The following is a 13,466-nucleotide window of genomic DNA, read 5'->3' as shown; positions in this document are numbered from 1 at the left end:
AAAAACTTGCACAATATACGGCTGTTCGCCTGTGCAAATGTAAATACTATTCCCATAGGAACAGCAAAAGAATAAAGGGGAATCCCCTACAGGAATTCCCCAGTTTCTGTTGATTACAATTCTATTACGTATTAGAGATATTTTTTAAATTCCGGCACTTTAACAACCGTTCCGCCTTCCATCGCTGACTGGTGAGCACATATCCCTGTGCCAGTCCAGTAAGCGCCAACAATGTCATCTACTACAGGCTTTCTATCTTCTATGATAGCACGGACAAATTCATGTATCATATGAGGATGGGAACCTCCATGCCCACCTCCCTGTTTAAATGAAAGATGTGTATTTTCATCGTTATATACAGTTTCTGTTGTAAATCCGGCAATACTATCCGGCAGTCTGCATCCATAATCCGGGACTTCTATTCTTTCTTCGACAATTTCTCCGCCTCGGTTATATCTGTTCGGATCACCATCAATATCCATCATTTCCTGCTGGATTTCTCCGGTGCGTGTATAAATAACCGGATTCTCAGAAGCCAGCTGCTGCCACTCAAAGCTCATGTCCCTTCCATATATTCTGAAACATTCTGAATAGCTTCTGGCGACACCATAAAGAAAACGTTCCATTTCTATTGCAACATCACTGTGTTCCATTGTTACAAAAGCCGCTTCAAATGCAAATGGTGAATGATACTGGGATATCAGTTCGTCTCTGATTCTTCCTGAGCCTTTTGCATATACTTCTTTTGGATAGTCGTTCAGTAACATAAGGCAGGTTCCAATTGCATGTGTCGGGTGCATCAATGGTGGAAATCCTTCCCAGTAAGAAGGCCAGCCTTCCATATCCTGATAATGAGCACATGTCATATACTGTATCTTTCCAAACTTTCCCTGATCCAGCAAGTCCTTCACATAAAAATACTCTCTCCCAAATACAGTTGTTTCCATAAACATATACTGTTTTTGGCTTTCTATTCTCGCCTTAATGACATCTTCCAACTCCTGAATACTCATTCCCATCGGGATTGTACACCCACAATGTTTTCCTGCCTTCAGAGCTTTTATGGAAAATTCAGCATGCGTAGACGGAGGTGTAACAATGTGGATTGCATCTATTGCGTCATCTTTCAGCATGTCATCATAATTATCATAGCAATCCTTACTGCTGATTCCAAATTTTTCCTGGGCTGTTTTAATCAGTTCCAAATTCGTGTCAGCAATCGCTATCTCATATACATCCGGATGCTTCATATAGATCGGAATAAACTCCATTCCAAAGCTTATTCCAACCATTCCAACCTTAATTTTATTATTAACCATACTAATTTTCTCCCATCAATCAAAAAGCGGCATTTCCTGAGGATATTTTCCCATAAAGCCAGGGCGGCCAACCAAATCCCTTGTCCGATCCGAAACATTCATTAATTCCGGCAAATTATTCATAGGTTTATCCAAATAGAAATAGGAACAGCAAGACCAGTCATCCTCTCTTTCAAATAAAAGTGGTCTTCCATCCAGCATCGGAATATTGGTAAAATCTACAGGTTCTCCATCCACCGAAATCACCTGATTATTTGCCATCTGATTTTTATACAACAGCTGCGCATGATGGAAATAATCATCTCTATCAACAGCTCCGATCTGCTGTATAGTTGCTTTAAAATTACTGTTAAAGTAGATCGGATCCGGAACATGGAACCGATAGAAACATAACTCCATATTTGTCTTATCATATACCGGACAGCCACAATACAGATCATAATAATAATCTTGTCCCCATGCCGTTCCGATATAATCTTCCACTCCGGTTCCACAGATGGTCGGGTAATCGGTATCTCCATCAATATATGCCTTAAATTCGCCTTCTCCCCACCATGTATCGGAGTATAATTTTGTATTACATCTTACTCCCATATTCGTTCCCAGATATCTGCCTTTTCCTTCCACATACGGAAGAAGTTCAAAATCCTTTTTCAAGTTTGTAAGATTCTCTCTGTTAAAGTAAGCATGAAAATACAGTGTATCTTCCGTAAATTTGTCCCCCAGAGTATAATCAATATCATAATAAAAATGCTTGATCAGGACACTGGATTCATTGGTAACCGTAATCTTCATACCTGTCTTAAATGGCATTGGAATATAGGTACTAAAGTTACGTCCTTCCGGATTTGAGAATAATGCATTCTTAAAAGTTGCAACTTTTCCAAGTCCAACACAGAAAAAATCACCAAAAGGAACACTCACTGCCGGCTTATCGCAGCCATCCCAAAACATCTCCAGTTTCAGTCCCCTTAAAGTCTCCGGAGTCTGATCGTTGATCGTAATCCAGATACGACGAATAACGCCACTTGTATTTTCAGCATGAGCTAAAACAAATTCTTCACCGGGATTCAGTGTAAACCAGGCAGCCCCTTTTCTGCCATTTCTTTCCTTTCCTCCCGCGCCTTTTGCTCCATCTGGATTCTCATAACTCGCCCATCTTGATACAACGCCCTCTGGAAATTTAAACATTTCGTTTCCTAACATATAAAAATCCTCCTTTATGTATATAAATAATATAATTTATTCTTTCATCCCGGTTGTCTTAATGCCTTCAAGATAATAACGCTGAAGTACACCAAACAACAGAACAGTCGGAACAATCGCAATCACAGATGCTGCTAAAATCTGGTTCCATGAAATTCTCAGAGATCCCATCAAAGTTGCAATCTGTATTTGGATTGTATATTTAGTTTCGTCCTGCGCTACAATAGTAGACCATAAATAGGAATTCCAGTTTGTGACAAAAAAGGATACACCTAATGTAATAAACATGGGCTTTGCAAGCGGGACATATATTTTTCTAAAAGTCTGAAATACCGAACATCCATCGATTCTGGCTGACTCATACAGAGAATCCGGCATTTCCATAAAGTATTGCCTAAAAAGGAATACGCCATATGCATGCGGAACCATAGGAAGTATCATGCCCCAAAGCGAATTCACCAGTCCAAGACTTTTGATTATAAAAAACAAAGGAATTATGATTACCGGAAAAGGAATCATCATGGTACTCAGAACCCACATGAATGCTCCCTTCTTCCCTGGAAATTCCAGTCTTGCAAATGCAAAAGCAGCCATCGAATGTACAATCAGGGCTAATACCGTCACCATAGTTGCCACAAACAACGAGTTTCTAATTCCCGTAAAAATATCTAGAATTCTAAACACCTGCTTATAAGCATCAAGAGTAATATGTTTGGGGATGATCCGATAATCAAATACTTCTGTATCTATTTTAAGCGAGCTGCTTATGAGTAAAACGATCGGGAACAATGTAAAAGCCAGAAATACACATCCGACCAAACTCTTTACTAACAATATTCCATATTTTTTCACTATATCACCTACTTAAACCTAAGCAATTTCATCTGTATGACAGTAACCACCATAATGATCAGTGACAAGGACACAGCAATCGTGGAAGCATATCCAAATCTATATTGTTCAAATGCCAACTGGAAAATATAGTACACCGTTACCTCCGTTGTCTTGCCCGGCCCCCCGGATGTCATGACTCTGATCTGATCAAACGCTTGAAAGGATGCAATCAGTGATGTAACCAATACAAAAATAGTCGTTCCCTTTATAGATGGAAGAGTTATTTTGAAAAATCTTTGCACAGCATTTGCTCCATCTATTTTAGCTGCCTCATAATATTCACTTGGCACATCTTTTAAAGCCGATAAAAAGATGATCATATTGTAGCCAAAAACTACCCATATTCCTACAATCGCAACACATATCAGTGCCTGTGACCTTGATCCCAGAAAGAGTTGTCTTCCGACTCCTATTCCATCTAAAATTTTATTGATATATCCATTTCTTGAATTGAACAGGAATGTCCATAAGGTCGCTGCGACAATTGTCGAAACTGTATTGGGCAGGTATATGCCTATTCTGCATGCCTGCTGCCGCTTATTGCTTCTGATCGAGTTTACAAAAACTGCTGCCGCAAGAGAAAGAACATAGACAGTCAGAACATATATCAAAGCATATTTTCCAGTAACCAGCAGACTGCTTTTGAAAGTTAAGTCCTGCATCATTTTTAAATAATTACTGATTCCGACAAATGTTTTTGTTCCCATTGCATTCCAGTCAAACAGGCTTATATAAAATGCATACACGATCGGTATGAAAATAAAAATCAGCATCAGTATCATTTCTGGCGCAATCATCAGATAAGAAATCAGAGTCTCCCGTTTTATACGTTTATGCTTTTTTCCCACATTAACTCAAACCTCCTGTATCTTGTCCTGCTGTTATTCACAGCAGGACAAAAATCAAATATCTAGTTGCCTGCAATGTCTGCTTTTCCTGTTATTTCAGCCGCCGAATCTTGCTCCGTTTGCTTCCTGATATTTCAGCATACTTTCCTGTGCAATATCTGCCGCTTCTTTTGCACTCATATTGTAAAGTGCATCCTGAATCATGGTAGATACAATTTCTTTTGCTTCTCCGGATAATGCAATTTCAGGTTTTGCTGTCTGTAATACCTCATCAGAAAATACTATGGCATTTGGATTGCTCTGATATACCTCCGCACCTGCCTCAATGACAGAGTTTCTCATACAATATGAAAACTTGGCTTTTGTATCAAATTCCGTCACATGATCTACATTCAGCCACATCCATGAAATAAAATCTTTGGCTCCTGCTATCTTTTCCTCACTGCTTTGATTACTTACCAGTACGTTCCACCCACCTGCAACACTGGCTGTATCACCTCCTGCCGTTGCTGCTGGTAATGGCACAACACCATACTTTTCTGAATCCACACGAAGAACCGACCAACTGCCGTTAATCTGCATTGCTGTCTCTCCATTTGTCAGAATTGAAATATCTGAAACAGATCTTCCAGGTGTCTCATTACAGTCTCCGGAATCCAGAAGATCCTTCCATAACTGCAATGCATTTACAACTTCTTCAGAATTTAAATTCGCCATACCATCCGATGTAAACAGGCTTCCACCCTGCATCCACACAAAAGGATAGAAGGTAAAGCACTGCCAATCACCCTTATCAACTTCAAAGGTAAATCCGGCATAATCAGCTGTATTCAGCTTTGCTGCCGCATCTTTGAGTTCCGCCCACGTTGTCGGTGGATCAATGTCATTCTGCTCTAGTATTTCTTTATTGTAGTATAATGCCACCAGATCACTGTCTAACGGAATTCCATAAATTTTCCCATCTCTCGACACCCGGTCAAATGCTGCATCTGTAAAATCATTTCTTATTTCATCGGTAATAATATCATCCAGTGGTTCACATACACCTGCATCAAGGTACTGGTTAATGATTGCCGGACTACACTCAAAGATATCCGGAGCTTCATTGGTAGCAAATGCAGTGGCCAGCTTTGTAGTCGTATACTCTTCATACGGAATAGCCAGAAACGATACATGATATTTATCCTGGGAACTATTGTATTCTTCTACGTACTTCTTTAAAAAGGCAGTCTCATCTTCCTGTGTCCACTGATTCCAGTAAACAATCTCTATTGGTCCATCATTACCTTCCACTTCCTGGATCTCAGTATTTCCTTCTGCTTCCTGGGTTCCTTTTTGCTCTTTTCCACATCCGGCAGTCCCGATACTCAGACCTAAGAGCATGGCTCCCATAAGACAATACGCCATTCCCTTTTTCAGATAACATGCTGCTACTTTTCTCTTCATATAAGTACCTCCTTTATACCTTTATACCCCCGACGCAGCGGCTTTGTTTTGTGAGCTTATTGTACCTTGCCGGATTATTGCATAAAATACCACTTTTTTTGAATGGTGCACTTTTTTCTAGATTTTATTTTTGATTTGATATAGTATAATGATCTCAGATAGGATAATAATTTCATCAGATGAATCAATGATTGACTATATGGGGAAATATAACATGAAAAAAGCAGGCATTTCACTAAAAAAGCAATTACTCATCATTTTTCTGTTTATAGCCTTCATTCCTATGACAGTTACAGCATTGCTACTTTATCATTTCCAAACTCAAAATGCCCTGAATGCTGAAATCGAATCCCAGATCCAGGTATTAAAATTAGTTACATCCAATATTTATCAGAAACTCACCTACTTTAACAATCTCACCGCTTCAATTTACTACAATGATGATATTATGAGCTGTCTGGAAAAAGGACAAGCAACATTATTATCCTCTCCTGATAAAAAAAGAATCCAGCCTGCTATTGATTCATTAATGAGAACAGATGACATGATTTTGTCAGTATCTCTTACAACAATGGCAGGAGATACTTTATACTGGAATGACGGGTACAGTAATGCTATACATATAAACTCCTTGGATCCTGATTTTTTACAGAAAATATATGCACATAATGGATCAGGTGTTTTATCTAATCCCATTACACATACCAGTAAGCGTAAATACCCTGCTTCAAATACGTCCATTTATTATGGTCGCCTTTTACGAAGTTTGACACACAACTTCCGGCCTATTGGAATTTTGTTAGTTGAAGTCGATATCGCTTCCTTTGAAGATATCCTTATATTTTCCAATTTCAGTTCCGATTCCACATTTTTCCTGACAACCCAAAACAATACATTAATATGGGGTTATCAGGAGGAGAATCTGAATTATCATATTGGAGACATTATTTCCACCGACGTGCTTGGTACGCCCCCATATTCTTACTCTGTTGTAACTATAAACGGTGAGAAATATTATCGTTTTAATTCACAGATTGATACACTAGAATATAATTGTTACTCTTTTCTACCATTTTCAAATATAGAAAGCAAAACACAGTTCATTAAAACTTTACTGTTATTGATCTGTGGTGTGGATTTTTTGTGTTTATGCCTGATCTTCTTCATGCTCACCAAACAGTTTATTACGCCGATTCGCCGTCTTTCCGTTATTATGCAGGAACAGGATTATTTGAACTACTTTCCTTCACCAGTTTATCCTGTCCACAACGAAATCGGCAATTTATATGATTCTTTCCAGTCTATGAGCCAGCGTACTCTGACTCTGGTGGAGCAGTTAAAAGAATACTCAAAAAAAGAAGCAAAACAGCAGCTTGCTCTGCTCCACGCACAGCTGAATCCACATTTTTTATATAACACTTTGGATTCCATCAGCTGGATGTCCCAAAATGGAAATGCAGACAAAGTACCCTATATTATAAATGCGCTTTCTGATATTTTGCGATACAGCATTATCAAAGAAAATGATTTTGTCACTATAAATGATGAATTATCCTGGTTGAAAAATTATATGTATATTCAAAAGATCCGGTTTCAGGATTCTTTTACAATACATTATCATATTGAACCGGATATGCAATCGTATAAAATACCCCGTTTTATTTTGCAGCCGTTTATAGAAAATTCATTGCTGCACGGTTTTTCTGAAATTCATCAGGGTGGTATTATTATCCTCAGCATATTTACTAAGGATAATTCCATTTTCATAACTATAGAAGATAACGGAAAGGGCATGTCAGATCTTCTGATACATTCCGTGCTTCATGGTAAAAATGATGGCATAGGAATTGGAAATACAAATACCTATTTAAAACAGCGGTTTGGTCAGTCATATGGTATAGAAATTACATCACGCATTATGGAAAGTACAAAAGTAATCATAAAATTGCCTGTTCAGAAGTGAGGAAAACCTATGAATCATGTGATTATCATTGATGATGAAGTACAAAGTCGCAATGGAATTGCCGAAATTTTTAAAAATCATTCCCCAGGATGGGAGATAGATGGTCTGTTTGAAGATGGTAGCCTTGCATTAGACTATCTTCAACAACATCCGGAAGTAAATCTGGTTGTTACCGATATACGCATGCCCAAATTTGACGGTCTTGAGCTAATTAGCAGAATTCGCAAAAACAACGGAACCATTCCTATCATTATCATAAGCGGATACTCGGAATTTTCCTATGCCAAGAAAGCAGTTGAGCATCATGTATTTCGATATATATTGAAGCCTATTCTTCCCTCCGAATTCGATGCAGTCATTACAAGCGTAGAAAATTTTTTCCGACTGGCGGATCCTCTTAGTGAATATAATCTCACCCAGTCAGAATACGACCAGTTTTTAGATCTGTTGTTTTCTGAAGCCATTGCTTCGAATAAAAAGCAGAAGATTCAAATACTGGAAAAACAATGTGGATTTACATTTCCGCAAGCATGGTTCTTACTATTGACTGGCAACAGCGAATTCAGCAGCCAGATTTTCAACTACAGAACGGTGCTGCAAAAGTTTGCTGCCGGAATTTCATCCGAGCATCATGTTTTTCTATTCTGCGAAAAGATTTACTGTATTTTATTAAAAAAAGAGGATTTAGATGATAAGTTTCTGAAAAAACAGGTACAAAGACTCTTATGGAAATTTAACCCCGGATTGGAAATCTGCGCGGGAATATACCACAGCGATCATGATGACACGCTTAAAAATGCATTTTACAGTGGCGTTTCAGCCTTGACACAATTTTTTTACTCAAAGGATCCCATACACATATATCAGGATCAAACTTTGTGCACCTTTCCATACTCTATATACCAGAATTTACAGTTGCAGCTGACCGGCAGCAATTTACTGAATACGAGAGATGCTGTCTATTCCTTTATGGATTACGTGCGTAATGAACAACCTTCCTATTATGAATTGCATTCCTGGCTAAACAAGATTACTCTGATCATCATAAAATATTGTAATGATAAAAAAATACCGGCATCTTGTTATATCGATTATACAGAAAGTCTGCAGTTTCTTTACAATTATCACTCTCTTGAAGAAATTGAAAGTACCATTTTGTCCATGATCGAGAGCATTTTTGAGAAAATTGCTGAACAGACACGCAGCACAAATGCCTATCTTGTTGAACAGGTACAAAACTACCTTTTCCAGCATATGAATGAAAATATCACACTTTCAGACTTAGGAGAGATTTTCGGTATAAACTATTCCTCACTAAGCAATATATTCAGCTCTGCTACAGGACAGACTATCATTGAATATCTGACTTTTATAAGAATATTACATGCAAAAGAACTGTTGATCAATACAGACAAAAAAATATATGAGATCTGTTCAGAAATTGGATACACAGAACCAAAATATTTTATTAAACGCTTTCGTCAGATTGTTGGCGTTACTCCCAAGGAATACAGAAAGATATATACTTCCTGATACTCTGTAATGATAGTTTTTCCAGTGTCCTGATATTTTTGAACTTTGATTCACGGATGAAGTCATCCACCACTTGATGGAACTTTTCAATCTTGCCCTTGCTTTTCCCGAAACGTGGTTTGTCATGCTTGACACAGATTCCAAGTCTGACAAGTGAGAAACGAATCTGTTTTGCAACGTACTACCTTTTTGCGGATGCGTGGATAGGAGTCCCTGTAACGAAGTTCCGGATCGTACCCATAGTCCTCGTCATCGTCCACATAATCTGCATCCGGATCAGGCTTTGCCGCTTCCTGTGCCTTCTTCTTTTCCTGGACTTTCTTGAATACGAAGAATCCGCCGCCACAGGCAAACACAATCAGAGTCAGAAGTTCCGGGAGCATATTCGTGGATTTCGGCTTTTCCTCTGGAGTGGGTTCTGTAATTTCAGGAACCGTTTCAACCGCTTCCGGCTTTGTTTCCTCAACCGGCTTGGTGAATACAAGTATTTATTACAAAGGTACGCCTATATCCGATGAAGAACTGGCTTGTAAAGAGATCATTGATCATCTCCATACAGATAATCCGGCCTGGAGTGCAAGGCAAATGTCTGCACAGCTAAAGGCTAGAGGATATCATGTAGGACGTCGGAAAGCACGACGTTACATGAACGAAATGGATATTTACCCAATCTATCCTAAAATGAATCTTTCCAAGCGTATGCAACAGGCTAAGGTATGCCCTTATCTGCTCCGTAATGCTGTCATAGACAAACCAAATCAGGCACGGTCTATTGACATTACATATATTCCAATCAAACGGGGCTTTTTATATCTGACAGCCGTTATTGATTGGCATAGCCGCTGGGCAGACAATATCATGATTGAGCGTTGGTTTCGCAGCTTCAAGTATGAAGAAGCCTATCTGACTCAATACAATAACATCAAAGAAGCCAGAACCGCTATCGGACAGTATATCCGCACTTACAACTTTGAGCGGCATCATTCTGCACTTGACTATCAGACACCGGCTGAATGCTACTATCCGGCAATGCTGTTGCCATATGTAGCTTAGCATAAATGGGACAGGGGAGAGTTCCACTACTTTCCCTGAGTTCCCTGTAACTTATTAACCCTATCAGTTCATTATAAAAATCTCAGATTTTTGTCTTGACAACTGAGCCACTATACTATCTCCTGAAATGGAAACGAAATGGCATAGTTTTTGCAGACTATGCCTCTGCATCAATCATTTATTTCCCAATGACCTGTTCTGGTTGAACCAACTCTCTTTATCTTGCCGTCATTCATCAGTTCTTTCATGATTCTCTGGACAGTTCTCCTTGACAACGATAATTCTTTAGCTAAATCTGTCTGTGTAATATACGGATTCTGTTTCAAGCCTGATAACAATCTGCCTTCCATATGATCAGCACCATGATTAGCGCCATCAGCGTCAAGAATAGCGTCATCCGTGGCGCTATCTGTCATCTGATTCAAAAGTTCCGCTAAAGTATTATCTATTTGAGTCAGCATGAATTCAATAAATACCGTAGATTCTCCCTCTACATGGCATTTTGCAATCGCATCATAATAATCATCCTGGAATTTTTCAATTTGGCTTTCTATCGGAATATATTCAAAAATAGGATTCCATTTAGCCAATATAGCTGTATGCCACAGCCTTGCCATCCTGCCATTGCCATCTGTAAAAGGATGAATAAATACGAATTCATAATGAAATACGCTGCTCAAAATCAGCGGATGCATCTGATCTTTCTCTTTCTTCATCCAGCCAAATAATTCATTCATCAATTGTGGAACAAAGCGTGCCGGTGGAGCCATGAATATGCACTCTTTACCATTAAATACACCTTCTTCACCACTGCGGAAATCACCGGATTCCTCTACGATGTATTTTGTCATAATACCATGAAATTTCTTTAATTCTTCTATGCTGTAAGGATCTATTTCAGCTATTTTTTCATAGGCATTATATGCATTCTTTACTTCCTGTATTTCTTTTGCCTCTCCAAAAACCAATTTCCCGTTAATAACATCACGCACCTGGCTTAGCGAAAGAGAATTTGCCTCGATCTTTAAAGACGAATGAATGGATTTGATCCGGTTATTTTTCCTTAGATGAGGTTTGTTTTCCATATTACTCATTACAGTAATACGCCCGACTTTTTCAGATACAGATGCCACATGAGATAATATACTGTTTGTAATTGTAAAAGGTGGTTTATATCCGTCCATGTATTACTCCTTATCCTCTATCCATTCAAATATTCATTCCATCTGGCATTGATTTCTTCCATTTCATGTTTCTGCATAATTCTGTTGCGGTCACTTAGTATTGCAAGCATTTCATCTGCAATTTCCTCAAGCGGCAGCTTTTTGTAATGGGACAAATAACCTATCATCCGTCCGGCTGTCCAGTCGGTGTTAAGATTTTTCGTTATTTGATCGCAAAACTCCGCTGGATATCCCCGTTTTATCATAATGTCATATAGTTCCAGGCTCTTAGGCGACTTAGGTTTCATATTACAACTCCATTACAATGATCTATTTCGTGTTGGATGATCTGTGCAGTCCAACCGGAATATTTGCCATGCTGCTTCTTGAAATCTGCATCCAAAAAATCCACTTCAATTTCTTTATATCTTGTACACGGACGCACCCCTTCCAGAGATAGGCATCCTTCTTCTGTCTGAAATGCTCCGGTCTTCTTTGTAATAACCGGATTTACCATAGCAAATTGAAATGGACCTGCTGCCACCACAATGATATTTTTCTTTACACCGATCATATTGGCTGCCATGCCAACGCAATGATCCAGATTTGCCCTTAATGTATCAAGCAGATCTGTAATCACCTGTCGGTCTGCCTCCGTTGCATCTGTAGATTTCTGAGCGAGAAACAATGGATCCCGCATAATTTTTTTTACCATATTCTTGTCCTCTAATTCCAGTTTTTCCAAACATCCGGCAGATAACCCAGGGTTGATTGCTTACTATTTCTAACCACTGGTGTCTTAATCACCTGGGGATTTTCAAGAACCTTTTCAAGCTTATCATCAGCAGCAATATACTTTATAAGGGCAAGCAAATCCTTGTCCTTGCCATCCCAGTTGACCATGTTATCCAATCCACCATTTGCCTGAGCTACGGAATTGAATTCCCCTTTGCTCATGCCCTTTTCCTTCATATCAATGAACTGATACTTTATGCCACGCTCTTTGAAAAAACGCTCTGCTTTTCTTGTATCACTACATTTCTTTGTCCCGAATATCTGTATATTCATATCATCTTTCCTTCGCCATCAATATAAGTTTTTCAAATGACTGTACAAGCATCAGCATCTACTAATATCTGCATTTTTTCAAACCATTCTACCATGCTCTTTCGAGCTGGTCTTCATAAAAAGAATCTACACGTAGCCCATCAGACATTGAAACCATATACAAATCACTATTTATATCAATTATACAGTAATTACCTGAAATATCCAATGACGTATTAGAAAAGCCGCTTAGTCATCAAGCGGCTTTCATTAACGATTTGTCGAGTTAAAAATTTTTTCTAATTCATATTTACGAGTTAAAACGAGTTATCTATTTCAGAAAATAAATTTCTGAAATTTCTCTAAATGGTTACTGTTCAGACAGCAACCCGGCAGCATCAGGACTGCTGTCTGACCACTGCCGGGTTCCCTCTGATATCCTTCTATAAAATTTACCGGAAAATCATCTGTGCAAAGTCTGCAAAGCATGATCTCCACACATTCCAATCATGTCCTCTTTCCTGTTTCTGTCATGTCGGTTTTCAAATACCGGTACCTGTTATATCCGGTTTTATTTCGTTTGTAACCGGGTAAGGATGCTGCTTATATCCATCTTCTTTTCGACTGCAGTAAACGCAACGTTCTCTCCATCGTGGATGAGGCTCCAGATTTCTCCGTATGCTCTCTTTTCAAGAAGCTCCGAAAGAAGGAAGGTCGAGGTTGCTCTCTTTGTAGCGAAGATAATCCTTCTCACGCCCTGTTTTCTGAGCGCTTCGATGTCTTCCATTTTTCCCGTCAGCATGGCAAAATCGGAATCCGTCGCAATTGCCAGCACGTCTTTCTTCTGCGCAGTAGCAAAAATCATGTTTTTTCCGTCCTGACCTACTACCTGATAAAAATGTCCTTGTACGGGAGCCTTGTATCCTGTGCTTTTTCCATTTCCCTGTACCGGCTCTGATGCAGATGTCTGCATTCTGTATTCCACAGGTGCTGC

At 39.0% G+C, this 13,466-nt stretch carries 14 protein-coding genes; 3 read left to right on the top strand and 11 right to left on the bottom strand.

The features are described 5' to 3' along the window. Nucleotides 1–131 precede the first annotated feature (131 nt). The 5 genes from OCV62_RS12935 to OCV62_RS12915 form a co-directional block, all read right to left on the bottom strand. Nucleotides 132–1,319: a Gfo/Idh/MocA family protein gene (locus OCV62_RS12935; RefSeq protein WP_117963410.1), complete on the bottom strand. Its 1,188-nt coding sequence runs from the start codon at nt 1,317–1,319 to the stop codon at nt 132–134. A 15-nt stretch (nt 1,320–1,334) separates the two neighbouring features. After that, the gene (locus OCV62_RS12930; protein WP_117963181.1) at nt 1,335–2,525 is read right to left on the bottom strand and encodes a glycoside hydrolase family 172 protein; all 1,191 of its coding nucleotides are present in this window, start codon (nt 2,523–2,525) and stop codon (nt 1,335–1,337) included. A 36-nt stretch (nt 2,526–2,561) separates the two neighbouring features. Next, nucleotides 2,562–3,377, bottom strand: a complete 816-nt coding sequence (locus OCV62_RS12925; protein ID WP_117963179.1) for a carbohydrate ABC transporter permease — start codon at nt 3,375–3,377, stop codon at nt 2,562–2,564. A gap of 8 nt (nt 3,378–3,385) precedes the next feature. Then, the gene (locus OCV62_RS12920; RefSeq protein ID WP_117963177.1) at nt 3,386–4,267 is read right to left on the bottom strand and encodes a carbohydrate ABC transporter permease; all 882 of its coding nucleotides are present in this window, start codon (nt 4,265–4,267) and stop codon (nt 3,386–3,388) included. A gap of 96 nt (nt 4,268–4,363) precedes the next feature. Further along, nucleotides 4,364–5,713 (bottom strand): ABC transporter substrate-binding protein, encoded by a 1,350-nt coding sequence (locus tag OCV62_RS12915; RefSeq protein ID WP_117963175.1) that lies wholly within the window; start codon nt 5,711–5,713, stop codon nt 4,364–4,366. A 187-nt stretch (nt 5,714–5,900) separates the two neighbouring features. On the opposite strand from OCV62_RS12915, the gene OCV62_RS12910 reads away from it, so the two are divergent. Continuing rightward, on the top strand, nt 5,901–7,676 hold the full coding sequence (locus OCV62_RS12910; RefSeq protein WP_262587111.1) for a sensor histidine kinase: 1,776 nt from the start codon (nt 5,901–5,903) through the stop codon (nt 7,674–7,676). A gap of 9 nt (nt 7,677–7,685) precedes the next feature. Further along, nucleotides 7,686–9,209 carry a response regulator gene (locus tag OCV62_RS12905; RefSeq protein ID WP_262587109.1) on the top strand — a complete coding sequence of 508 codons (1,524 nt, stop codon included), beginning with the start codon at nt 7,686–7,688 and terminating at the stop codon, nt 9,207–9,209. 122 nt (nt 9,210–9,331) lie between these two features. Here the strand turns inward: OCV62_RS12905 and OCV62_RS12900 are convergent, their stop codons facing one another. After that, complete coding sequence (locus tag OCV62_RS12900) at nt 9,332–9,634, bottom strand: hypothetical protein (protein WP_330667386.1); 303 nt, start codon at nt 9,632–9,634, stop codon at nt 9,332–9,334. Here OCV62_RS12900 and OCV62_RS12895 point away from each other — a divergent pair. After that, on the top strand, nt 9,597–10,262 hold the full coding sequence (locus OCV62_RS12895) for an integrase core domain-containing protein (RefSeq protein WP_262587105.1): 666 nt from the start codon (nt 9,597–9,599) through the stop codon (nt 10,260–10,262). The two genes, OCV62_RS12900 and OCV62_RS12895, sit on opposite strands and share 38 nt — an antisense overlap. 170 nt (nt 10,263–10,432) lie before the next feature. Here the strand turns inward: OCV62_RS12895 and OCV62_RS12890 are convergent, their stop codons facing one another. The 5 genes from OCV62_RS12890 to OCV62_RS12870 all read right to left on the bottom strand — a co-directional run. Beyond that, entirely contained in the window at nt 10,433–11,446 is a 1,014-nt protein-coding gene (locus OCV62_RS12890; protein WP_262587103.1) for a Fic family protein, read from the bottom strand. A gap of 17 nt (nt 11,447–11,463) precedes the next feature. Then, nucleotides 11,464–11,733, bottom strand: a complete 270-nt coding sequence (locus OCV62_RS12885; protein ID WP_262587101.1) for a hypothetical protein — start codon at nt 11,731–11,733, stop codon at nt 11,464–11,466. Further along, nucleotides 11,730–12,140: a peptide deformylase gene (locus OCV62_RS12880; RefSeq protein WP_021914346.1), complete on the bottom strand. Its 411-nt coding sequence runs from the start codon at nt 12,138–12,140 to the stop codon at nt 11,730–11,732. The genes OCV62_RS12885 and OCV62_RS12880 overlap by 4 nt, the downstream gene beginning before the upstream one ends. A gap of 11 nt (nt 12,141–12,151) precedes the next feature. Beyond that, entirely contained in the window at nt 12,152–12,493 is a 342-nt protein-coding gene (locus OCV62_RS12875; protein WP_021914345.1) for an arsenate reductase family protein, read from the bottom strand. A 550-nt stretch (nt 12,494–13,043) separates the two neighbouring features. Next, on the bottom strand, nt 13,044–13,466 hold a 423-nt coding region (locus OCV62_RS12870), incomplete at its 5' end, for a hypothetical protein (RefSeq protein ID WP_262587099.1).

Origin of the sequence: Gallintestinimicrobium propionicum, from assembly GCF_025567525.1 — a bacterium.
GTDB lineage: Bacteria > Bacillota > Clostridia > Lachnospirales > Lachnospiraceae > Gallintestinimicrobium > Gallintestinimicrobium propionicum.
Note: the sequence above shows the minus strand (reverse complement) of the source record. Positions and strands in the feature narration are given on the sequence as shown.